Origin of the sequence: Nonomuraea candida, from assembly GCF_000725485.1 — a bacterium.
Lineage (GTDB): Bacteria > Actinomycetota > Actinomycetes > Streptosporangiales > Streptosporangiaceae > Nonomuraea > Nonomuraea candida.
Window position 1 is genome coordinate 1 of the sequence record NZ_JOAG01000052.1, and the last position, 22,485, is coordinate 22,485.

The 22,485-nt window shown below is 70.8% G+C and carries 19 protein-coding genes and 3 pseudogenes; 12 read left to right on the forward strand and 10 right to left on the reverse strand.

All coding sequences use genetic code 11. The features are described 5' to 3' along the window. Nucleotides 1-219: pseudogene (locus tag IO39_RS36620) on the forward strand (hypothetical protein); the annotation flags it as partial. A 635-nt stretch (nucleotides 220-854) separates the two neighbouring features. Continuing rightward, nucleotides 855-1,370 carry an SUKH-4 family immunity protein gene (locus IO39_RS36630; RefSeq protein ID WP_043633655.1) on the forward strand — a complete coding sequence of 172 codons (516 nt, stop codon included), beginning with the start codon at nucleotides 855-857 and terminating at the stop codon, nucleotides 1,368-1,370. A gap of 766 nt (nucleotides 1,371-2,136) precedes the next feature. Here IO39_RS36630 and IO39_RS36640 read toward each other — a convergent pair. The 3 genes from IO39_RS36640 to IO39_RS36650 form a co-directional block, all read right to left on the reverse strand. Continuing rightward, on the reverse strand, nucleotides 2,137-2,418 hold the full coding sequence (locus tag IO39_RS36640; protein ID WP_157549424.1) for a hypothetical protein: 282 nt from the start codon (nucleotides 2,416-2,418) through the stop codon (nucleotides 2,137-2,139). A gap of 543 nt (nucleotides 2,419-2,961) precedes the next feature. Beyond that, nucleotides 2,962-4,284 carry a serine hydrolase gene (locus IO39_RS36645; protein WP_211267299.1) on the reverse strand — a complete coding sequence of 441 codons (1,323 nt, stop codon included), beginning with the start codon at nucleotides 4,282-4,284 and terminating at the stop codon, nucleotides 2,962-2,964. Between the two features lie 360 nt (nucleotides 4,285-4,644). After that, nucleotides 4,645-5,001, reverse strand: a complete 357-nt coding sequence (locus tag IO39_RS36650) for a hypothetical protein (protein WP_157549427.1) — start codon at nucleotides 4,999-5,001, stop codon at nucleotides 4,645-4,647. A 339-nt stretch (nucleotides 5,002-5,340) separates the two neighbouring features. On the opposite strand from IO39_RS36650, the pseudogene IO39_RS36655 reads away from it, so the two are divergent. From IO39_RS36655 to IO39_RS36665, 3 genes and pseudogenes are all read left to right on the forward strand, one after another. Beyond that, nucleotides 5,341-6,016 (forward strand): annotated as a pseudogene (locus IO39_RS36655) (transposase family protein); the annotation flags it as partial. Continuing rightward, nucleotides 5,994-6,305, forward strand: coding sequence for a hypothetical protein (locus tag IO39_RS36660; RefSeq protein ID WP_052423831.1), 312 nt, complete (start codon nucleotides 5,994-5,996; stop codon nucleotides 6,303-6,305). The pseudogene IO39_RS36655 and the gene IO39_RS36660, both read left to right, overlap by 23 nt. Nucleotides 6,306-6,477: 172 nt before the next feature. Further along, the gene (locus tag IO39_RS36665) at nucleotides 6,478-6,924 is read left to right on the forward strand and encodes a hypothetical protein (RefSeq protein WP_043633669.1); all 447 of its coding nucleotides are present in this window, start codon (nucleotides 6,478-6,480) and stop codon (nucleotides 6,922-6,924) included. A 131-nt stretch (nucleotides 6,925-7,055) separates the two neighbouring features. Here the strand turns inward: IO39_RS36665 and IO39_RS36670 are convergent, their stop codons facing one another. Continuing rightward, on the reverse strand, nucleotides 7,056-7,643 hold the full coding sequence (locus IO39_RS36670) for a TetR/AcrR family transcriptional regulator (protein ID WP_043633672.1): 588 nt from the start codon (nucleotides 7,641-7,643) through the stop codon (nucleotides 7,056-7,058). Between the two features lie 106 nt (nucleotides 7,644-7,749). Between IO39_RS36670 and IO39_RS36675 the strand changes: the two genes are divergently transcribed. Both IO39_RS36675 and IO39_RS36680 read left to right on the forward strand, forming a co-directional pair. Continuing rightward, nucleotides 7,750-8,523 carry an ABC transporter ATP-binding protein gene (locus IO39_RS36675; RefSeq protein ID WP_043633675.1) on the forward strand — a complete coding sequence of 258 codons (774 nt, stop codon included), beginning with the start codon at nucleotides 7,750-7,752 and terminating at the stop codon, nucleotides 8,521-8,523. Next, on the forward strand, nucleotides 8,508-10,439 hold the full coding sequence (locus IO39_RS36680; protein WP_043633677.1) for a hypothetical protein: 1,932 nt from the start codon (nucleotides 8,508-8,510) through the stop codon (nucleotides 10,437-10,439). The genes IO39_RS36675 and IO39_RS36680 overlap by 16 nt, the downstream gene beginning before the upstream one ends. A 342-nt stretch (nucleotides 10,440-10,781) precedes the next feature. On the opposite strand, the gene IO39_RS51325 is transcribed toward IO39_RS36680, so the two are convergent. From IO39_RS51325 to IO39_RS56260, 4 genes are all read right to left on the reverse strand, one after another. Continuing rightward, nucleotides 10,782-13,736, reverse strand: a complete 2,955-nt coding sequence (locus IO39_RS51325; protein ID WP_157549430.1) for an NACHT domain-containing protein — start codon at nucleotides 13,734-13,736, stop codon at nucleotides 10,782-10,784. Between the two features lie 114 nt (nucleotides 13,737-13,850). Beyond that, entirely contained in the window at nucleotides 13,851-15,191 is a 1,341-nt protein-coding gene (locus tag IO39_RS36690; protein ID WP_157549433.1) for a hypothetical protein, read from the reverse strand. Nucleotides 15,192-15,284: 93 nt separating this feature from the next. Further along, nucleotides 15,285-16,010 carry a tyrosine-protein phosphatase gene (locus tag IO39_RS36695; protein WP_052423833.1) on the reverse strand — a complete coding sequence of 242 codons (726 nt, stop codon included), beginning with the start codon at nucleotides 16,008-16,010 and terminating at the stop codon, nucleotides 15,285-15,287. A 232-nt stretch (nucleotides 16,011-16,242) separates the two neighbouring features. Continuing rightward, nucleotides 16,243-16,578: a dienelactone hydrolase family protein gene (locus IO39_RS56260; protein ID WP_052423834.1), complete on the reverse strand. Its 336-nt coding sequence runs from the start codon at nucleotides 16,576-16,578 to the stop codon at nucleotides 16,243-16,245. A 165-nt stretch (nucleotides 16,579-16,743) separates the two neighbouring features. Between IO39_RS56260 and IO39_RS59755 the strand changes: the two are divergent. The 3 genes and pseudogenes from IO39_RS59755 to IO39_RS36710 form a co-directional block, all read left to right on the forward strand. Further along, nucleotides 16,744-16,980: pseudogene (locus IO39_RS59755) on the forward strand (MmyB family transcriptional regulator); the annotation flags it as partial. Nucleotides 16,981-17,141: 161 nt separating this feature from the next. Beyond that, entirely contained in the window at nucleotides 17,142-18,323 is a 1,182-nt protein-coding gene (locus IO39_RS36705; protein WP_043633683.1) for an NAD(P)/FAD-dependent oxidoreductase, read from the forward strand. A 104-nt stretch (nucleotides 18,324-18,427) separates the two neighbouring features. Further along, on the forward strand, nucleotides 18,428-19,351 hold the full coding sequence (locus tag IO39_RS36710) for an RNA polymerase sigma-70 factor (RefSeq protein WP_043633685.1): 924 nt from the start codon (nucleotides 18,428-18,430) through the stop codon (nucleotides 19,349-19,351). A 155-nt stretch (nucleotides 19,352-19,506) separates the two neighbouring features. Here the strand turns inward: IO39_RS36710 and IO39_RS36715 are convergent, their stop codons facing one another. Further along, complete coding sequence (locus tag IO39_RS36715) at nucleotides 19,507-20,130, reverse strand: TetR/AcrR family transcriptional regulator (RefSeq protein WP_052423835.1); 624 nt, start codon at nucleotides 20,128-20,130, stop codon at nucleotides 19,507-19,509. Nucleotides 20,131-20,220: 90 nt separating this feature from the next. Between IO39_RS36715 and IO39_RS36720 the strand changes: the two genes are divergently transcribed. Further along, a complete protein-coding gene (locus IO39_RS36720; RefSeq protein WP_043633687.1) occupies nucleotides 20,221-20,766 on the forward strand; it encodes a nuclear transport factor 2 family protein in 546 nt (181 codons plus the stop codon). 210 nt (nucleotides 20,767-20,976) lie between these two features. On the opposite strand, the gene IO39_RS36725 is transcribed toward IO39_RS36720, so the two are convergent. Further along, nucleotides 20,977-21,783, reverse strand: a complete 807-nt coding sequence (locus IO39_RS36725; RefSeq protein WP_063765417.1) for a TetR/AcrR family transcriptional regulator — start codon at nucleotides 21,781-21,783, stop codon at nucleotides 20,977-20,979. 111 nt (nucleotides 21,784-21,894) lie between these two features. Here IO39_RS36725 and IO39_RS36730 point away from each other — a divergent pair, with 111 nt between their 5' ends. Then, entirely contained in the window at nucleotides 21,895-22,485 is a 591-nt protein-coding gene (locus IO39_RS36730) for an NADPH-dependent FMN reductase (RefSeq protein WP_043633689.1), read from the forward strand.

Here is a 22,485-nt window from a genome sequence, read left to right on the forward strand (position 1 = left end):
CGGGTCCTGCACTGCGTGCACGGAACCGACAAACTGGTCGTGCCGTCCGGCTGCCCGACCTTCATCAACGACCTACGACGCGAACGCGCGCACATCGCCGACATGATCAGCCAGTTGCAGAGCTCACAGGGGATGCTGGACTCGATCCTCGACGCGGCCCTGCAAGAGGAGGCGAAGGAGACACCACAGCCCGCCACAAGCCGCACAAGATCGGCCTGATCGGAATCCCGGCGGCCTTCACGTCAACAGTCGTACTGCGTCCTGGCGCTGAACTCGGCAGGGGAAAGCACGGCATTGACTCGCGGAGAAGGCGCTCAGCACGGCGCTGCAGGTGGACGGCTCGGTGGGGGTGAACGACCACCACGGGCCCGACCCCTACGACCCGTGACCGAGCGCCTCTGATCGCCCGCGCCCGGTTCGCGTGGCCGGGCGCGGGCAACACCACGGCTCCCCAGCGGCGCTGGGACGAGCACTTCGACCTGCGGAAACATCGGGGACCGCGAGCCTTCGCCGGACCGTCCCACGATGGTCGAGCCCGGGCCCTTGTCTGCGCCGTCCGTTCCGGCCGCACTCCGGTGACACTCTGACCAGCCGAAACACGAACGCGCGTACCTGGTGGCGCGGCCTTGCCGACACCCTCACCTGGACGGCCGTGAGGTCCCCGCGCCTCGCCGAGCTGCTCACGCGCGGCGGACAGGTCCTCGCGCAGCCGGCCGGCCTCGGCACGGGCGATCACAGGCGCGCTCGGTCACGGGTCAAGTGGACGGGCGCCGACGGTCTTGATTGGATCTTGGTCGGAAACCTGCTCGACGTCCGACAGAACATGAAGGAATGACGTGCCCACACACGAGGAAATGGCAGCGCTCTACGGTCGTGCGAACATCTTCACGGCGTCGGCGGCGGAGCTCGAGAAGTTCGAGCTCACTCCGAAGGACGCCGAAGCGCTGGGGGTCGTCGGGCTTCCCGTCGACAGCTCTCCGTTCTTCACCACCGAGGTTGTGGGGAGACCGACGTTCCTGACCGTCTTCGACGTCACCACCTCCAACGGCGTGGACCATCGAGAGGTGATCATCGGAGGTCCGCCCGGCGATCGCGGCATGCGGTTCTCGGTGAGCGCGTATGAAGGCTTCATCATGCTGATCCAGTTCGACGGACCTCGCCCGAAAGGCGAGATCGTGAACAACAACCTGGGCGAGTTCCTCGAATTCCTCTACCAGATCAAGCTCCACGAAGTCCGTTCGGCCGACGACCCGGCTGTTCGCGACGAGTCCTTCCGCCAGCTGTCGAGCCGGCTGAGGGCCCTGGACCCGTTCTCCTTCGAGCAGCCGGACAACTGGTGGTCCATCGCCCTGGAGCTCTGCCGGCCTTGAAGGCGTGGCCTGGAGGGTGCCGTGCGACGGCCGCGGCGGCAGGTCCAGATGACTTCCGCAGCCCCGTGTCACGGTGTCCATGCTGCGCGCTGACCTACCGTTCCCTCCACCGGGGCGGGGCGACGCTTGGCCAGATCCGGTGAAGGTCTGACGGATCTGCCGAGGGTGGCGCGGGGGCCGCGCTTCTTCTACGGCGTTGCCGTGCCCGTGCCGGGCGGCCACCAGGTCCACTGCTTGCCGAGCTCGGCGAGCTGGTCGTTGACCTCCTGGCGGTCCCAGGCCGCGCCGTTCCAGCGGCTGGTGCCGAGGATGGTGCGTGCCTAGCTAGGCGGCTGAGCCATGTGCGCGCCTGGTCGGCATCCCAGGAGCGGCGGGGGCGGAAGGGATCGTCGCGCTCGGTGGCGGGTGGCCGGGCGCCGATGAGGGCGTCAATGAGCCGGTCCAGCAGATGTCGGCGCAGGGAGTGGAGATCGTGGCTGAGTGGGCCGAGCAGTGGTGCGGGGTCGGCCTTGGGCAGGATGTAGACCATGCGGATCAGCCACAGCCCGAGCGGGGTGGCGGTCACCGCGGCCAGCGCGGGGATGGTTCCTGCGCTGATGGCGGCCAGGACGGGTTGCCAGTCGTGGCTGGGTTCGGGTGGTAGGCAGGTGCGCAGATAGGTGGCGGCGACGGGCGGGATAAGCGCGGTGGGGGCGATGACGGCGCTGCCCGGCGAGGGTGCCGATGTCGTCGGCGGTGCCGCTGAGGGTCGGGCCGGGGCCTGCGATCAGCTGCGGTGGTCCATCAGCGCGCGTTTGCCGGACAACTGCCAGACGACCGGGACCGGGTGGGGATCGCCCAGTGCGCGGATGCGCGCCTCTTCCTTCCACTGCTGCTGCACCAGGCATGCGAGCGCCGCCTTGGCAGTGGTGATCATGGTGTCGGTCGGGGCGGCGGGAGGCGGTCGCCGGCGCGGAGCCCACGTGGTCAGGGCGATCACGGCTCCGGCCACGGTGGCACCGGTCCCCAGCATGGCCAGAAACTCCGGGGGTTTGAGCCCATTGCCCAATCGATCACCGTAGACGCGGCTATGGCGATCAAGGCGACGCCGACCACGAGCACGGCCAGAGCCACGGTGATCCGCCAGTGTCGCCGCCCAGTCTCGATAAGGGGTACGCCTCATTTCCTCCGGTCTGCACGGTGCGGCCTGGAGGCTCTCGATGACGGTGTCGGACTCCCGCCCTCTCAAAACCGGCCCCCTTGAGGTCAACGTTCTCCCGCGGCCACATGGCCGGCGGGCGCAACCGATCTGCGTTGCACCGGTCTTTGCAGACGTTTAGGACCGGCCAACGTACTGATGTGCCAAACAAGATCATTTCGCTCTGCGCTGCGAGAAGAGATCAAGAACCCCAGATAACCAGTGTCATCACCGTTCAGGAATGCCTTGAGACCGCCGGCCGGCCGCCGAGGACGAACATCCCCAGCCGGCTCTGACGAGGGAGAAGTACTCGCACTCGCTCATCTCAAGAGGAGCGGGCCTGGTCATGATCGGCTTTTCATGGGCGGAGGGAGCCGGGCGCGGCGCGCCCGGCTCCCTAGGACTACTCGCTGATCACGGGTAGCGGCGCTTCTCGTACTCGTCGACGATCTTGCCCAGCTTGGCGAGCTTCTCGGTGAACCAGACGTTCTCGGCGCCCGTCGGCGGGCGGTTGGCGTCCACGTACTGGTAGCCGAGGTTGGAGAACATGGCGACGATGTAGGTGCGGCCGCCCTTGCCGGGCAGGGCCTTGACGATGCCCGCGTCGGCGCCGGAGTTGTTCACCCAGCCGTTCTTGTGCGCGTACGTCACCTCGGCCGCCTCGTTGCAGGGCCGCACGTCGTGGCCGTAGGCAATGCCCTGGCCGGGGACGGTCACGGTGCCGTCGGCGCCGATCCAGCGCGAGGACGTGAGCTGCGGGATGCCCCGCGCGGGATAGGCGGCGCCGCACCAGTTGGTGGTCGACAGGGTGACGTTCATGGCCTGCTCGCCCAGCTTGCCCTTGAAGAACGCGCGGGAGGCGCCGCTGAGGACGGCGGCGGTGACGCGGGTGCCGTCGGGGGCCGTCCACAGGGTACCCAGGCCCCCGTTGACCAGCATCAGCAGCTTGGCCGTGTCGAGCGAGCTCATGGTGACCGGGTTGCCCCAGCGGCCTCCGGTGCCGGGGTTGGTGTTCTTCAGCTGTAGCGTCTCCAGGCCCAGGTCCTGAAAGGTCTGGTTGAGGCCGTCGATCGCGCCGCGGTCGTGCAGGAGCTTGACCATGGCGCAGGCGCCGTTGTTGGACGACCAGGTGAGCGCCGCGTCCAGGTAGCCACGGATCGTGTTGCTGCTGGCCGGGCCGCACAGTGAGCTGATCGGCGCGACCGGCTCGTAGTGGTAGGTGTCGTCGAGCGAGATCTGGCCCTGATCCACCAGGCGCAGCACCCCGAAGGCCACCATCAGCTTCAGCACCGACGCGGGGTAGGGGCTCATGAAGTCGATGGAGGCGTTCTCGCGGCCCGGCACGATGTCGATGGTGCCCTGGCCGCGGTTGGCGTACCAGCCGGCGTCGTCCCACTGCCGCCAGCGGACGTCGGTGGTGTGCAGGTTGCGGTCGACCGGCACGACCTTCCCGTCCGGATACTGCGGGCTCATCAGCACGGTGCCGGAGGAGACGGGGCGGCCGAACTCGTTCAGCTCGATGACGGTCAGGTCGATCTGCGGCTGCTGCGAGATCGGCTCGGCCGCTGCGACGGCCGCGCGCAGCTCGTCCTTCTCCGGCGGCTGCGCCGCCTTTTCGGCCCCGGCCAGCTGCAGCGCCTTCAGCTCGGCCGCGCCGGCCGGCGGGTTGGTGTCCAGGACCTGCTCGAACTGCAACCTGTCGAGGGCCCACCGTAGCTGGTGCGCGAGCACGCTCACGGAGCCTTCTTCCGCCGCTGCCGCCGGAGCCGGCGCGGCAAGTCCGCCCAGCAGTACGGCTGCGGCGGCGAACTCGGCGAGACATCGGCGTCGATTTCTGGATCTTGGAAGGTTCACCGCGCCACCGCGCTTTCGATCACTCGGGGACCCAGCAGTGGCGTGGGCAGCCGTGCCGCTTACGAGAAGTGAGATGGCAGCCGGCGCGGAGGCACGAGTAAGAGGCCTTAATATTCTTTTCATACTCATTTCTTTCTTTCTTTATGTCTGTCTTTGGACTCTAACTTTGGTGTGGACGGTCCATTGTCTGCGCCGCCCGTATGGGAAAATTTTCTTGAGTGAAGTGGCAGCAGTGTTTGTCGGTCAGTTTGGACGGCACTCGGGGCTAACCGGGGGCCCGGAAGATCGCTGAAAGGTAGCGGTAGCCCATAGTTCCGAGAAGGTCTGGTTGGAGGATTCCGGCGACTTCGGCCACTCGGCGGAGGACCCGGCGGGCTGAGCCGGTATGCGGAGCAGGCGTACGGTCGCCAAGGCGACGACAGGGCCGGCGATCACCGCGCCGAGCGCGCGTAAGCCGGCCACCGCCTGTTCGGGCACCGGGATGGAGACCCGCAGGTCAGTACCGATCTGCGGCAGGAGGCCCGCGATCAGGAACTCGGCGGTGCCGACGACGAAGACGCTGAGGCACAGGCAGGTCAGAGCGAGAACTGTCCGTTTCATCGCGGCAAGGCTAAGCTCTGACATCCATGTCAGAGTCAAGTCGGAGGAGCGGTGCGGGGTCCCGGCGGCAACGAGGAAATTTCCAACAAAGCACGGCCTGACCTGGAGAAACGGTTGCGTTTGACGGGATGCTGATCAGTGCCGCCATGTTCGTTCCGGTTTCGTCCGGTACGGCAGGTAGAGGTGGTGCGTTGTCCGAGAGAACGAGCCGTTTTCATCCTCGGCGGCGGGCCGCTGATCACAACATGATCGCAAGAGTGTCGTTCGCCTGATGGCATGCCAAACCCTGGCAGACGGGTTGATCACCACAATCACGTCCGCCACGACCAGGGGCCTCGCATGCTGTTTTACCGTGCTGCCGTCGATTTGTCGCGCTCAACCCTGAACTACGTCGCCGGCCTCATCCGCCGGCACCGCAAGACGATCGGCTCCATCCGCCGGCTGCTCAACCCTGGACGGCAGGCCCTGCTCGTGCTGGTCCACCTGCGCAAGGGAGAGACGTTCCCCGAACTCGGCGCCGGATTCGGGATCTCGACGACGACGGCGTGGCGGTATGTGGCGGAGACCGTGATGCTGCTGTCGGCGCGCTCGCCCAAGCTCGGCCAGGTACTGCGCAAAGCCAAGCGCGACGGCCTGCACCACCTGGTGCTGGACGGCACGCTGATCCGCATCGACCGGATCGCCGCCGACCGTCCGTACTTCTCCGGCAAGCACCGCGTGCACGGCATGAACATCCAGGTCATCGCCGCACCGGACGGCACGATCCTGTGGACCTCGGGCGCGCTGCCGGGCAAGACCCACGATCTGAGCGCCGCCCGCATCTGGGGCATCCTGCGCGCGCTGGACAGAGCCGGGATCACCACGCTGGCCGACAAGGCCTGCCAGGGTGCCGAAGGCCCGGTGCGCACCGTACAAGGGCAAGAACAAGCCCGGGTCCCAGAAGCAGGCCAACCGCTCCCACGCCCGGCTCCGCGGCCCCGGTGAGCGCGCGAATGCCCGGCTACGTCTACAACGAGCGCCGCATGACCGTCGTCGGCCAGGCGGCCGCGTCCTGGGAGAACGAGGAGCGCACCACCGTCCGACCCGACCTGGTGCAGGTCCTGCCCGGCATTCCACCAGAGGTGCGCAACGCGCTGGTGCGTGTTGCGGTCTTCGAGGCGGTCGAGGCGGTCGAGGCGGTCGAGGCGGGCGCCCTGCGCGTGGTCACCGAGATCGACGATGCTGCCTTGGCTGGGCCAGGGTTTCTGCCCTCCCTCGGCGGCAGCCTGGTACTCCACGCCGATACCCAGCGGCGGTGGCGATGATGCGTGGCCGGTCGGCCGGATGATCGGCCGGGTGGTCGTCGGTCATGAGCGGCTCGTTTCGGTCCCGATCCACACGTTGCAGTGGGCGCACCAGTCGCGGGCGCCGGCCGTGTCGGGGAAGGTGCGGTAGGGCCCCAATCTTTTTGGGCCAGCGCCGCTCGAGCTCGGCGGCGTGCTCGGCCGGGGTCTGGGTTTCGGCGATCTCTTTGAGGTGGGCGTCCTGGGCGCGATGGGTGGCGGCGCGCTCGCGGGCCTCAGCCGCGCGTTTCCTGGTGTCGCGGGCCGATCGGCCGCCGGCGGCGATCCGGTCCAGCGGCACGGCCTCGCGCTCGCGGATCTCGGCAAGCAGGTGCGGTGGCGGCGCGGCGAACTCGTCCAGGACGGCGGCGGTGCGGTTGTGCAGGGTCAGCAGCTCGGTCGGTGGGTCCATCCGGACCAGGCCGCCGGAGACGGGCCGCTCCTCGATGTCGCGGCCGTGGGCCTGGGCGTGTGCCAGGGCCCACTTGGCCAGGGGGCGGCCGTCTCGTCGGGCCGGGAGGTGCCCGCCGGCGTCCGGTTGCAGGTGCGCGGCCGCAGCCCGTCGATCCCGTGGATCTCATCGGCACGATCGGGCGCTTGATCGCCCCCTCCCACTCCTCGACGGCCTGGCGGAACGTGGCGTGGGCGGACTGCCGGGTGACCTCCGGGACGTCTCCGATGTCCTCCCGCGAGGCGCCGCCGGGGCGGTGTGGCACCGGACGGCGACCTTCGTCAATATGCGTGGGTGGGGCCGAGCCCGGTGAAGAGGGCGTCGAGAATCCGGTCGACGTACTCATGAGTCAGTGGCTCCTGCGTGATCAGGAGCTGGAAGTACAGCGGCCCCGACAGGATCGCCATCGCCAGCTCCAGATCGAACTGCGGCGACAACTGCCCCTGATCCCGGGCCGCCCTCAACCGGGCGACGGTCTTGTCCGCCTGCGGCGCGATGAACCGCTCGTTGAGCGCCGCGGCGACCTGCGGCTCGTGCTGGGCCTCGCCGATCAGAGCCTGGAACAGGGGCCCGAAGGGCGGCCTGGCCAGCAGATCGACGGCCGCGTGAATCTGCACCCGCAGGTCGGTGACGATGTCCCCGGTGTCGGGATAGTCCAGGCCCGCCTCGTTCAGCGACAGCAGTGAGTCCAGCAGCAGCGCGCCCTTGGACGGCCACCGCCGGTAGATGGTGTGCTTCCCGGCCCCGGCGCGGGCCGCGACGGCTTCGATGCTGAGTTTGGCGTAGCCGATCTCCTGGCCCAGCTCCAGCGTGGTCCGCATGATGGCCTCGGTCCGGTCGGCGGCGCGTTGGCTGCGCTTGTCGGTCATGACATCACGATAGCGGTACGGCACGTGCCGTATTGACAGTTCACCTCCGCATTGGCATGCTCCTGAACCGGCACGGCACGTGCCGTACTGATATTGGGAGACTTCCATGAGATCGCCAACCACAGCGCCGGCGCTACGGCTCGACGGCCTTGCCAAGACGTTCGGTGAGAAGATCGCCGTCGATCACGTCGAGCTCACCGTCCCCCGAGGCTCCTTCTACGGCCTGGTCGGACCGAACGGCGCGGGCAAGACCACCGCGCTGTCCATGGCCGTCGGTCTGCTCCGGCCGGATGCGGGGCGCGCGCTGGTCGATGGCGTGGATGTGTGGCAGGAGCCGCTGCGGGCGCGGCGGCTGATGGGCGTCCTGCCCGACGGCCTGGCCATGCCGGAGCGGCTCACCGGCCGTGAGCTCCTCACCTACCTGGGACAGCTGCACGGCCTGAGCGCCGGGGAGGCCGACCGGCGGGCGGACGAACTGCTCGCCGTCATGGAGCTCGACGGCTCCGCCGAACGCACCCTGGTCGTGGACTACTCCACCGGCATGCGCAAGAAGATCGGCCTGGCGACCGCGCTGCTGCACGCCCCCAGGCTCCTGGTGCTCGACGAACCTCTGGAGGCCGTGGACCCGGTGTCGGCGGCGACCATCAAGACGATCCTGAAGAGGTTCGTGGGCCACGGCGGCTCGGTGCTGCTCTCCAGCCACGTCATGGCGCTGGTGGAGGAGCTGTGCGACACCGTCGCCGTCATGGCCAGGGGACGCGTGGTCGCGGAGGGTCCTCTCGGCGCGGTCCGCGGTGACCGTTCGCTGGAGGAGACCTTCGTCGGCCTGGTCGGCGTCACGGTCGGCGGCGGGGAGGGGCTGTCGTGGTTGGCGTCCTGATCCAGATGAAACTGGCCGTGCTGCGCCACAGCACGACCGACGCCAAGAGGGCACTCAACGGCCTGGGCTACAGCGCCGGCATCTGCCTCGCCGTCGCCACCCTCGTCCTGGCCTTCCTGGACTTCTCCCATCCGCGCCTGCTGATGGACCTGCTCGCGGTGACGTTCGCGCTGTGGGCGCTGGGCTGGATGGCCGGCCCCATCTTCGCGGGCGAACCGCCGCTCAACGGGGAGCACTTCCACCGGCAGCCCGTACCGCGCCGGACGTTGGCCACGGGCCTGCTCGCCGCCGCCCTGGTGGCCGTCACCACCGCCATCACCCTGCTGGCCTTCTGCGCGCTGGTCGTCTTCGCCGCCCGGCTGAGCTGGGTGGCCGTCGTGGTGTCGGTCCCCGCGGTGGTGCTGCTCCTGCTCCTGGTGGTGCTGCTGTCCCGGGTGGTCACGCTGCTGTTCCGCATGCTGTCCAAGTCCCGGCTGGGAGGGGTCGTCACCGCGACCGTCACGGCCGCGATGGTCTCGCTGGCCTCCTTCTCCTGGATCCTGGTCATCGGGGTGTCCCTGCTGCTGGAGTACGGGTTCCCGCCCGCCTTCTCCACCGTGGTACGGGCGCTGCCGTCCAGCTGGAGCCTGATCGCCGTGGAGGCCGCCGGTCGCGGCGACTGGGCGGGGACGGCGGGACCGCTGCTCGCCCTGGCCGTGGTCGTGGCCGCGCTGTTCCTGGCCTGGAGCGCCCTGCTCGGGCCACAGCGGATGGACCGCCCGGTGGTCCGCGGCTCCTCCGCGCGGCGGGCGGCCCGGCGGGGCCCGCTGTTCCAGGGCGACCAGGGGGCGATCTACCTCAAGGAGCTGCGTACCTGGTGGCGCGACCCGGTACGCACCCAGGCCATCGTGATGGGCCCCGCCTTCGCCGTCATCACCGCGCTGTTCCCGCTGATCTTCGGCTTCACCGCCTTCCTGCCGTTCGTCGGCGCGGCCGGCGCCCTGATGGCCGCCGCGACGTGCGCCAACTCCTACGGCCAGGACGGCACCGCGCTCTGGCTGACCCTGACGGTGCCGGGCAAGGAGAAGGCCGACGTACGGGCCCGCCAGCTGGCCTGGCTGACCGTCTTCGGCCCGCTGACGCTGGCGCTGACGCTCGCCGGATGCCTGCTGCACGGCGACGCCACCCTGGTGCCATGGGCGCTGGCCGCCACCCTCGCCGCGCTCGGCGGCGGTTCCGGCCTGCTGGCCTGGGTCTCCGTCACCGCCCTGGTGCCCGGCCCGGACCCGCACAAGAGCAAGAACTCGCCGATGGACCACGGTGATGTCACCGGGCAGTCCTTCCTGATGTTCTTCCTGGTCACCCTCGCGATCAGCCCCGCGCTCGGGGTCGCCTGGGCGGGCCACGCCCTGGACCTGCCCGCCCTGCTGTGGGCGAGCGTCCCGGTCGCCCTGCTCGCCGGCGTGCTCTGCCATGTGGCGCTCGGCTCGGCGGCGGCCAGGACCCTGCGGGACAAGGGGCCCGAACTGCTGCACCTGATGCGGTCGGGCAAGCCGGCCGCCGCTGCCGAGGAGACGGGCGAGGAGGCCGGCACGTCCCCGTTCGAGACGATGTCGGGCAAACACCAGGCCCTCATGTGGTCCGCCATGGCCGTGGGCGTTCTCGGGCTGTTCCCGCAGGGCCTGGTGCCGCTGGGCATCAAGCTCAGCGGCTCACCGGCCAAGGTGTGGTTCCTCGCGCTGCACGTACCCGAGCCGTGGCAGTGGCCGGTGATCGCCGTCATGGTCGCGATCGGACTCGCCGGCTTCTGGAGCGCCTACCTGGTGTACCGGGCAGCAGCGCCATCACCCTCATCGCCGGCCCCGACGGCTTCCCCGGCCTCGGCGAGCTCGCCACCGACCTCCGTGACGAGCTCGCCGGCATCGCCTGGATCATGAGAACGACCGGTGGCTCCAGGCGAACAACCCCCACGGAGGAACCCGTGCCCGGTCCGGCCCACAGACGGCTCGCCATCCTGGCCGCCGCAGCCCTCACCCTTACCGCCACCGGTTCGGTCTCTACGTCATGAGGGGAGGCCCAGGGGAGCGGCCGCCGAGGCCGGGTTCACCTGGGCGTTCGGCCGGGCGGACGCACGTGGCCGGACGGCGGGGTGAGCCGCGAAGCTGTGGAGCCCCGGAGCCCCGGAGCCGTGGGGTCGTGGGGTCGCGAGGGGCGTCCCTGCCGTCACAGCGGCGGCGCGTGGCGGCCGCCGCCGTGGTGGTCGGGTGCCGCTGGTGAGGTCAGGAGCGGACCAGGATGAGCGCGTCCGCGGAGGGGTTCGTGGCGCGGCGTTCGAGCGCCGTGATCCCGACCGCGATCTCCCAGAAGCTCCTGGCCACCGGCTTCAGCGCCGGCTTGTGCGTGATCCCGGCGGCCACCGCCAGCGCGCCCAGCCGCACGCAGCGGACGAAGTCGGCGTCGAACGCTCCCGGCCCGGCCAGGCCCTCCTCGGCGACGGTCCGCAGCGACGTGGCCACGTCGTAGGCCATGCGCGCCTCCGTGCCCGCCTCCTCCGGGTTCACCTGGTCCCCGCCCAGGCCGGTCAGCCGGGACAGCTCGGCGACGCCGTCGCGTACGGCGGCCAGCAGGGCCTGCGGAGGCCGCGGCGGGGCCCCGGACTTGAGCAGGTACGTCCGTACGAGCTGGAAGAGCCTGAGCGGCCGGCCCCGGCCGGGCTGCAGGATCGAGGCGGACGAGGAGGCCCGGATCTCCAGGTCGGGGGCCGGCTTGTGGGTGGCGAGTCGGCGGCACAGGAAGATCGCCATGCCGCCGACCAGGCAGGCGCGCCGGGCTCCGGCCAGGTCGACGCCGGCGGCGTCGGCCGGCCGGCGGTCGCGGGTGAGGCCGCGTACGAGGCTCTGGACCTGGTCGAGGTCGGACTTGAGATGGTCGGTGCGGTCGTAGACGAAGCGCAGGACCCGGTCATGGTACGGCCCGGAGTCGTCCAGGTCGGCCTTGACCAGCTCGCGCTCGCGCGCCCGCCGCGGATCGCCGGCGAACTCGGCGAGCTGGAACAGGTTGCCGAACTGCTCCTGGTAGGGAACGTTGCTGTTCAGGGCCTTGCACATGTACACCCGGTAGAGGAGGCAGGCGATCAGCGCGGTGTCGCGCACCTTGGCGTCCTTGAGATCTTCCTGCACCCGGTCGGCCACCTCCTGCGGCGTGGCGGTGAACGGGTGCGTGAGCGGGTCGGCCGCGTGCAGGTCCGGTGGCTCGCTCGGCTCGGCGACCCAGACGGGACGCGCGGCCGGGTCGGCGATGACGGCGAAGGCCGGATCGGCGGCCAGGTCGCGCGTGGGGAGCCGGTAGGCGGGGCCGCCGGGGAACAGGTCGTTGACCAAGGAGAGGAAGGACGCGACGTCCTCGGGCCAGATCAGCGAGGCAAGGCCGAGGCGGCGGTGCAGGTCGGGGGTGACGGGGCGGGAGCACACCGCCACCTGGTCACTGATGCGGATCACGGCGCGCAGGTGGCGGGTGACCACGACCGCCGACAGGAGCCGATCCCGCGCGGGGTCGCCGTCCTGCGGGGTGTCGAGCAGCTCTTCCAGCTCGGCGCGGACCTGGGGGGCGATCGGGCGGCCCTCGTCCACGCAGTCGAAGGCCAGCGCCAGGGCGGGCACCGTACGGGAGAGCAGGCACGCCCGCACGATGGCGGTGGGGTCGGCGCGCGCCGCGTACAGCAGGATCGTCTCGCGCCACCACGGATCGTCCACGGCGGCGGGCAGCCCGGGCTGCAGGTCGGGGTGGTCGTGGACGTGTGCGGCGGCCAGGTATTCCTGGAAGGTCTGGTGGGAGAAGGAGTAGGCGCCGGCCTCGCGTTCGAGCAGCAGGCCGCTGTTCTCCAGGTCGGTGAGCAGGGCGGCGGGGGACGGCGGGTCGTCCGGGGCCAGGCGGGCGAGTGACGCCTCGATCAGGGCCGTGGCCTCGGCGCGGGGCAGGTCGCGGGTGCCGCGCTCCATCATGGTGTAGGCCAGCTCACGCAGGATCCGCTCCTTGAGCTCGCCGTCCAGCGAGGTCCCGGGGCGCCGGACGTCGTGCCGCCAGAGCACGACGCGGCAGATCTCCGCGTACAGCTCGGCGCGGGTGCCGGGCAGGTCGCCGCAGATGCGGTGCACGTTGACGATCATGGTGAGGAGCAGCGGGTTGGCGGCCAGGTCGTAGAGCTGCGTGTTGCGCCGCAGCTCCGCCAGCAGGTCCTCGGGGCTGCCCTTGGCGGGGCCATGGGCCCGGTCGGCCGCACGGTACCAGGCGTGCACGAACATCGCTATCTGCCGGGCGGTGAAACGCCGGACGAGCAGCACGGCCGCGCTGTCGAGCGGGTATTCGCGGTAGCCGTAGGGCCGGCTGGTGATCACGAAGTCGTTCTGCGCGTACTGGGCGATCTGGCGCTCCACCCAGTCCACCACCAGGCGGCGGTGTTCCTCGAGGGTCACCTCGTCCAGGCCGTCGAGCATGACCACGCACCGGCCGCGCTCCAGCCGGCCGTCGAACCAGCCGGCCGGTTCCTGCTCGCGCAGGCGTCCCAGCCGGGCGGCGATGACCTCGGGCAGGCCGAGGTCCGGCTGCTCGACGATGGCCGGGGCGTGGTCACGCAGGTAGAGCAGGACAGGCAGGGTACGGTCGTGCGAGCACAGGCGCAGGGTGGTGTGCCGCAGCAACGTGGTCTTGCCCGTGCCGGGCGCGCCGATCAGCGCCAGCACGGCGGGGCGGCCCTGCTGCAGAAAGTCCCCGAGCGAGCGGCGCTCGTGGGAGATCGCCGGCAGGTCGGCGACCAGCGCGCCGCCGGCGGTCTCGCGGGGCGGGCGGGATTCGAGGCTCACGTCGACGTAGATCTGCTCCAGCTCCGGGGCGTCGCCCCGGATGATCAGGCCCTTCTGGTCGACGAACCTGACCGTCTCCCGCACCTGCCGGCGGTAGTCGCGTTCGAACCGCGACGAGGTACGCCGCAGCAGCTCGTCCGTACGGTCGGCCGCGGTCTTCACCCACCGGTCCTGCAGGTCGCCGAAGACCTTCCCGGCGAAGCCGCCCGCCAGCAGCACCAGCTCGTACCCGACGGAGAGCAGCACCGCCGCGGTGAGGTTCTGCCGCACCCACTCCCACAGGACGAAGCCCAGCGCCGCCGGCGGCGCGACGGCCAGCGCCAGCAGGAGCGCGCGGCCCAGCCTGGAGCCCACTCCGGAAGCGGGGGTTGCCATGCGGCCTCCCGTTGTGATGCGTCTCCCCGCATTATGGGCGGCGCGGGCGCTTCACCATCCACCGTTCTCGTGGATTTCCCGGTACGCCGCGGCCACCCCTCAACCGTCGCGCGCTCAGCAGTCGAGGCCGGGGCAGGTCAGCGCCAGGACCAGGCGGTCGCTGCCGTAGACGCCGTCGTAGTCGCCGCGGAACTCGTTGACCAGCCACATCTCCCCGCTGGCCGGCCAGTAGGAGACGTTCTGGGCGTTGCCCGGAGCGGTCGTCATGTAGTGCACGTCGAGCGTGGCACGGTCGGCGGAGAGCGTGACGCGGTGCAGGCACGACTTCCTGAACTCCCCGTACACGCTGGCCGTCCCGCCCGGCATGTACGTGACGGACGGCGAGCCTTCCGGGCACAGCCCGACCAGGACGCCCCGGCCGCCGGTGAACACGCCGCCTTGGACGTCCCAGACCGGGCTGAACCATCCCTCGGCCGGGCGTACGAGCCCGTCGGAGCCGGTCCTGAGCAGGGCCGTGCTCGCGTCCAGCGGCCAGCGCAGGATCTTGCCGCCGGAGCCGCCCTTGCGGTACTCGACGGTGGTGAGGTGGTCGGCGCCGGAGCGGTCGAGCGAGACGCCGTTCAGGCACGGCCTGGCCAGGTCGAGGCTCGCGCACACCGCCGCCGGGCCGAGCCGGTAGTAGCCGATCTGCGGCAGGGCGAAGCCCGAGTACGCGGCCGAGCAGGTGCCGCCGACGCAGCCGACGTTCCCGGACGCGGTGGAGTTCATCCGCCAGAAATGGGTGAGGTCGAAGACGCGGACCAGCCGGTCGCCGCCGGCCACGTCCGGGTCGCCGCCCGTGACGAGGAAGAGCTTGTTGCCGTACCAGGAGATGCCGTCGGCGTGGCTGGCGATCTCCCGGAAGCCGCCGGCGCCGCCGTCGGGCTCCACCAGCAGGGCGTGCCGGTACGGCGCGCCCACGGGCCCCCCGGTGACGTCCACGAACGTGACCCTGGCCAGCCGGTTGGCCCCGTACTCGTGGGAGGCGCCGCTGCGCCAGCTCACCGCGACGATCTTGCGGCCGGGGCAGCCCTCGCAGGGCGGGTGGAGCACCGAGCCGTTCATGCCGTCGCCGCTGCCGGTGATGCCCTGCGGGAACCAGTTCGCGGTGGTGTCGTCGGTGGCGTTCCAGCAGAAGCCGGTGACCGTGACCGGAAGCCGGAGGTTGGTGGGGTGGCAGATGGCGCGGGTGGTGTGGCCGCCGCCGATCACGGTGCTCATGCTCACCTTGGTCACCGGGAGCGTGGCGGCCACGGCGTCGCGGGCGGCGAGGGTGGAGGTGAAGGCCAGCGGGCGTACCTGGGCCAGCTCCGAGGCGGTCAGCGCGCGGCCGGTCGCGGCCTCGGCGGGGGCTGGGGCGGGGGCGGCGAGGAGGGCGGCGAGGAGGAGGAACAGGGCGGCCAATCGCGTGAGCACGATGCGTCTCCTGAGGGTGCTGCCGGCGCGCTTCGACCGGTGGTGCCACGAGCGGCGGTGCTTGGGTCGGCGGTGGCTTGGGTCGGCGGTGGCTTAGGTCGACGGTGTTTCGGTCAGTGGTGCTCCGGCCGGTGGTGCTCCGGCCGGTGGTGCCTCGGTCAGGCGGGTTCTGAGCCGGGTCGTGAGTGACTCGTCGAGCCCGAGGTACGCCGCCGCGCCGCCGTACCGTTCGCGCAGGTAGGCCAGGGTTTCCAGCATGCTCTCGGCGGTGATCTGCGCGGCCAGCCGGCGGGCCCGCTCGCCGGGGTCCGGGGTCAGGCAGGCGGCGGTGCGGGCGTAGTCGCGGGCGATCTCCTCGTCGGGGACGCCGGCCAGGGTCAGGGCCAGGGCGACGACGAGCCCCGTACGGTCGCGGCCGGCGTGGCAGTGCACGAGCACGCCGCCCGGCGGGGCGAGGGCGATGGCGGCGAGGACGCGGGCCATCCGGTCGGCGCCCCGGTCGAGGATCGCCCGGTAGATGCCCGGCAGCGTCTCGGCCATGGCCTCCAGGACGGTGTCCTCCTCGCGCAGCACCGGCAGGTTGCGGTAGACGGGGTGGCCGGCGAGCGGGCTCGGGTCGGCCGCGCACTCGGCGGCCAGCCGCAGGTCGATGAGGAGCCGTACGCCAGAGGCCAGCACCGCCTCGACGCCGGCCGGCCGCGGGCGGTCGGAGCGGAACAGGACGCCCTGCCTGATGCGCCCGCCGCCGGAGGTGGGCAGGCCGCCCAGGTCACGGGCATTCTCACATCCGGGCCACCGTAACGCGGTCGCGGCCGGCATAGGCATTCCTCTCTTACGAAGGTCTCCTTCATTAGTAGCACGATGATCGCCGGATGATCAACGTGCCGGCCCTGAAGATCCGGGCCGCCTTTGTAAGGTCTCCTCTGTTTTGCGGCGCTCGTCCGGGGTGGTGGGCAGCCCTGGCTCGGTGGGGAGCAGGTCACGGCCTGCGAAGACGCGGCGGGCGATGGTCATGGCGGCGAACACGCGTGGGAACGGTCATAGCGTGCGCTCAGGCCGCCTCGCCGCCGTGGCGAGAGGTGAAGCTCAGGATGCGGTGCCAGGCGTCGGCGCACTCCCGTGCCCAGTCACCGAAGGCCACATCGAAGAACGAATGCGGGGCTCCGTCATAGACGTGCAGCTCATACTCCTTGCCGGCCCTGTCGAAGCCGGCCGCGAGCGCCTGGAATTCGGCCGGCGGGGTGGCGACGTCATCGCCGGCCAGCAGCATCAGCAACGGCGCGGACAGCGCCGCGGTGGCATCGCCGAAGAAGCGGGGAGGCCCGTAGAAGCCGATCGCCCCGGCCAGGTCCAGGCCGGTGGCGGCCTGCCGCCAGGAGTGGGCCACCCTTCCTGTGCGGCAGGCGGGCATACTGACGGATGTGAAAGATCGAGAGGATCTCGGGGCATTCCCACGGTCGAGACGTGCCCGGGTGACTCCGCAGAGCGTCGGCCTACCCCGCGGCGTCGGGGCCCGTCCCGCTGACCGGGCGAGCGACACGCTGGAAACGTTCAGCAGCGCTCCTCCGGCGCCAAGAGCCTGCGCCATCCAGCCCTCGGCGTGTTGCGCCTGCGGTACCAGAACTTCGTGCCGGTGGACGCACCACGCCAGCGCCTGGTCACCCTGATCCCGGAAGAACAAAGCGCGACCGAAGCCGCCATGCAGCTCCTTCGCCGCTGGGCCCGACCCGGCGAAGCCGCGCAACGCCGCCGCTCTTCGGCAGATCAGCCGCATGCGGCTGTGACCTGAACGGATGACGGCCGGTAGCGGCGCGATGCGTAGCCACGCCGAGAGGTGCGAGAGCAGCGCTTGTCCTCACCCATGTCACTGGCGAGCGGGCTGCCTCGTCTCCAGTACGAGACGGCGGCGCGAGGCAGATCGTCGGCCGCGGGACTGAAGGGTGGCGAACAGTGCAGACCGATGTGGTGGTGATCGGCGGGGGATACGCCGGCGTGATGGCGGCGAACCGGCTCAGGCGGCGCGCGGACGTGAGCGTGACCTTGGTCAACTCGCGCCGGGTTTTCGTCGATCGGGTGCGGCTGCATCAGCTCGTGGGGGGCTCGCATGACGCGGTCGCCGACTACGGTGACGTTCTGGCCGACGGTGTACGTCTCGTCGTCGGCACGGTGACCCGGATCGACGCCGCCGGGCGGGTTGTTCACCTGGCTTCGGGGGAGACCGTCGGCTACGACTACCTGATCTACGCGGTGGGCAGCGCCGCCGCCGATCCGATGGTTCCCGGGGCGGAGCACGCTCACCCCATCGCGGGTCTGGAGCAGGCGGAGCGGCTGCGGTCGGTGCTCGGCGCCGCTCCGGCCTCGGCCGCGATCACCGTGGTCGGCGGTGGCCCGACCGGTATCGAGACCGCCGCCGAGCTGGCCGAGGCGGGCCGGCAGGTGACGCTGGCGTGCGGCGGCATCCTCGGCCCCTACCTCCACCCCAAGGCGCGGCGCTCGGTCGCCAGGCGGCTGGCCCGGATGGGAGTCACGGTGCTCCAGGGCGACGGGGCCAAGGTGGCCGCCGTGTCCGCCGAGGCCGTCGAGCTCGCGGACGGCCGCCGGTTGCCCAGCGACGTGACCATCTGGGCAACCGGTTTCACCGTCCCCGGACTGGCCCGCGAAAGCGGCCTGACCACGGACGCGGTGGGGCGGCTGTTGAGCGACGAGACGCTCACGAGCCTGGACGACGAGCGCATCGTCGGAGCCGGCGACGCGGTGTCGCCCTCCGATCGGCCGTTCCGGATGAGCGGCCAGATCGCGTTCCCGCTGGGTGCGCAGGCCGCCGAAACGGTGCTCAGCCGGATCGCCGGGAGCGTGCCTGAGCCGGTCGACTCCGGGTTCGTCGGCCAGTGCCTGAGCCTGGGCCGCCGGTCCGGCCTTTTCCAGTTCGCCAACCGGGACGACACCGCGAAGAGCTACTACGTCAGCGGCCGGTTGGGCGCGGTGGCCAAAGAGATGGCCTGCAAGGCCGGGTTCGGGCATCTCACGTCCGAGGCCCGCAAGCCCGGGGGATACACCTGGCCCAAGGACGACAAGCGAACGGCACGGGTTCTGCAGGGCCGTTCCGGCGGCACGCCGGCGACCCGGCGTTGATCCCCTGGTATGGGGAACCCGCCACGGCATCATGGAACGGAAACACCGACAATGAGTGACAAGGCCGGCATCGACGGCGAGGGTCGCAGGGGAAGGCCGGCATCATGACCCGGGCAGAGGAGTTCGAGCGGCTGCGGCCCCTGCTGTTCTCGATCGCGTACCGGATCTTGGGGAGCGTGGACGACGCCGAGGACGCCGTCCAGGACACCTGGCTGCGTTACGTGACCGCCGAGGCCGAGCCCGCATCGGCCCATGCTTACCTGTCCACGGTCGTCACCCGGATCGCGATCGACATGCTGCGCTCGGCACGGGTGCGGCGGGAGGCGTACGTCGGCGAGTGGTTCCCCGAGCCGCTGCTCGAAGACCCCTACGAAGACCCCGAGCGCTCCGCGGAGCTGGCCGACTCGATCTCGATGACGGCGCTGCTGATGCTGGAACGGCTGAGCCCGCTGGAGCGGGCGGTCTTCGTGCTGCGCGACGTGTTCGCCTTCGAGTTCGCCGAGATCGCCGCCACGGTCGGGCGTTCGGAGACGGCGTGCCGCCAGCTCGTGGTGCGGGCGCGCCGTCACATGAACGAGGGCCGTCCCCGGTTCGAGGCCGACCGGCGCGAGCGCGCGGAACTCGCCGAACGCTTCTTCGAGGCGCTGATCAAGGGTGACGTCGCGGCGCTGCGCGAGGTGCTGGCGGCCGATGTGCAGGCGGTCGGGGACGGCGGCGGCAAGGCCCCGGTCTTCGAGCGGCCGATCGTCGGCGTCGACAAGGTGGCACGGGTGTTCGGTTCCATGGTGCCGGCGCTGTTCTCGATCGGCGGCACCATGGAGACCCGCCAGGTGAACGGGCAGCCCGGCGCCATCTTCCGCGACCAGGACGGCAAGGTCATCAACACGTTGTCGCTGGACATCTACGGCGGGCGCGTCCAGACGATCCGGGCGGTGGTCAATCCGGACAAGCTCCGGCACATGGGCCCGGTCGGCGACGCGTGGCGGATCGCCCGGGACACCCAGAGGGCACTGCGCGCCACCGACTGAGCCTTGCGAAGACGCGCCTGCGCACCTTGCCAAGACGCGCCCGGAACAGGCGGGACTCGCAACGCCACTGTCTCAGCCTCCGACGAACGTGACGGCCGCCGCAGGCCGGTGGCGAAGGGGGCGTCGTGGCCGGTGGCGGGGCCGTCCTCAGGCGCTCATTCCTCGCCGGGGCCGAGGGCGGTACGGTAACCGGGGCCGAGGGCGGCGAGGGCGGTGTCGAGGGCGGCGGCCAGGTATCCGCCGGCCGGGAAGACGACGGAGATCGCGGCGCCGCCGTGGACGGCCGCGATGATGGCGGCGGCGGCCTCGTCCGGGTCGAGCGTGTCGCGGATCTCGCCCTTGGCGCGCATCTCGGTGATCCCGCGGACGAGGTGGTCGTGCCATCGGCGGAGCACCTCGGCGACCAGCAGCCGGGCCCCGGGGGTCGCCGGGGCCAGGTCGTTCACCAGGACGCGGAGCGGGCAGGCGACGCCTGCCCGGTCGTACTCTCCGAGCACCTGATGGCGCCACGCGGCCCAGGCCGCCCAGGTGGTCAGCGGGGGCATCTTGAGCTGGAGGGCCGACACCGCCCGCGCGGCCTCGAACCGGGCGACGGCGGTGAGGAGCTCGTCGCGGCCTCCCGGGAAGTAGTGGAAGATCTGGCTCTTGCTCGCCCCCGAGGGCGCGCGCAGGTCGTCCAGGGTCGCCTCGGCGATCCCCAGGCTGAGCAGCGCCTCGGCGGCGCCGGCGACGATGCGCGCCCGCGTCGCCTCGCCCTTGCGCGTGGTCCCCTGCGGCACGGATCCACCCTACGGCGAAACCGGACTTGCTGGTCCAATTTGGAAATCGGACTCTGAACGGGTCATTCCGCCGATCAGAGAGGCCCTCACATGTCCGACGCCCTTCACCCGGAGCTCCGCCGGCTGCTCGACAGGGAAGCGCTCCGTGAACTGATCCACGCCTACGCCCAGGCCGCCGACCGGCGGGATCTCGACAAGCTGCGGCTGCTCTACCACGACGACGCCGTCGACGAGCATGGGCGGTTCTCCCAGGGGTCCGCCATGGAGTTCATCGACCGGCTGCCGGAGATCCAGAAGCACATGGCGATCCTGCAGCACCACATCACCACGGTGAACCTGAAGGTGGTGGGAGACGAGGCCGAGGGCGAGGTCTACGTCATCGCGTTCCACCAGGTCGATCAGGACGGCGCCAGGAGCGACTATGTGGTCCACGGCCGCTACCTGGACAAGTACAGCAGGCGTGACGGGGTCTGGAAGTTCAGCCGCCGCGCGCTCGTCGCCGACTGGATGTATGTCGCCGAACCGTCGGCCGTACGGCTCGACCACCCCTTCGTCGCCGGCAGCCACATCGGCGCCGCCGGGGAGGACGACCCCTCGTACGGGTACTTCTCGCTCCTGCGCCGCGGCCGACGCTGAGCCGGCGTCGAGGGGCGAGACCGGCGCCTCACTGATCAGCGAGATCAGCGCCTCCATGGCGCGGCCGCCTTGTTCGGCAGCCGTGATCGAGCTGCGGCCGGCTTCACCCCAGGCGGGTTGGTGGCGCGGAGGTTCTGGCGCCGGGCCGGGTCGCTCAACGACGGGCCATGCCCCGGGCCGGGCGTCATGGCCGGCCGGCTTTGCCCGCGATCACGAGCCCTCGGTCTCATGCCGGTCCTGGCGCCCGGTCTCATCCTCGCGCCGAACGGCATCGTCCCGGGGCGACATGGGCGGGGAGGAGGTCATCCGGGCGGCGATGCCGTCCAGGACGTATTCGAGTCCGGTCTCGAACTGCCAATCTGGATCCTTCTTGCGCCGGCCCTCGAAGATGTAGCGCTTGAACGCCGGGTAGCGCCCGGTGTCGAGCAGGTACGTGAGCTGCGGCGCCAGGCTCGTGTACACCTCCTCCTCGTCCGACCATCCCTGCCCGGCCATGACCTGCCGCATCGCGATCTCCGCCCCTGTCATGCCGCCTGTGTACGAGCTGACCGTGGCGGCGACGGCCATCGCGGTGTCGGGGTCCACGCCCTGCTCGGCCAGGGCGGCCAGGGAGCGTTCCGAGACCGCCGTGCGGTTCGGGGTGAGCGCGAGCGTCGCGCCCGCCGGCAGTTGCGCGAGCCACAGGTGCCTGAGCATGAGCCTGCGCGTGCTCAGGGCGATCTCGCGCAGCGTCTCCCGCCAGCCCGCCGTGCCGGACGGCAGCTCCAGCTCGGCGTAGACGTGGTCGACCATCAGTTCGAGCAGATCATCCTTGCCCGACACGTACCGGTACGCGGCCATCGGCGCCACCCCCAGCTCGGTTGCCAGGCGGCGCATCGTGATGGCGTCGAGCCCCTCGGCGTCGGCGACGGCCACGGCCGTGGCGGCGATCCGCCGCGGGGACAGCGTCTGGCGGGGTGTGGGCGTGGGGCGTTCGAGGCGCTCCCACAGCGAGGGCCCGTCCTTCCGTGCGGCCATGGGACCGCCTCCTCTCATCTTGTATACAACGTATCAGTAGTAGACAACGTACACAGCGATGTGTACGTTGTATCCCCATCGATACGTTGTATACCTTGAAGGGAATTCCTGATGAGCACCCCACTGCGGGTCGCGGTCCTGCTCGGCAGCACCCGCGACGGCCGTTTCGGCCCCGGCGTGGCGAACTGGATCCGGGCCCGCCTCGACCGCCGCGACGACATGACCGCCGACCTCATCGACCTGGTCGAGACGCCGCTGCCCACCGTTCTCCCGGTCCTGGGAGAGCCGCCGCGGGATCCCGATGCGCTCACCTTGCTGTCGGCCGTGTCCCCGAGGCTGGCCAGGGCCGACGCGTTCGTGATCGTCACCCCTGAGTACAACCGCAGCTTCCCCGCCGCGCTGAAGAACGCCATCGACTGGCACAACCGCGAGTGGCACGCCAAGCCGGTCGGCTTCGTGGGTTACGGCGGCTTCTCGGCCGGGTTGCGGGCGGTCGAGCAACTCCGCCTCGTCCTGGCCGAGCTGCACGCCGTGACCGTCCGGGATGCCGTCGGCCTGCAGGCGCCCTGGGCCCAGATCGGCGCGGACGGCGCCGCGTCCAGCCCCGGCGCCGACGCGGCCGCCAAGGCCATGCTCGACCAGCTCTCCTGGTGGGGCTTCGCGCTGCGCGAGGCCAGGGCCGCACGCCCGTACGGCGCATGA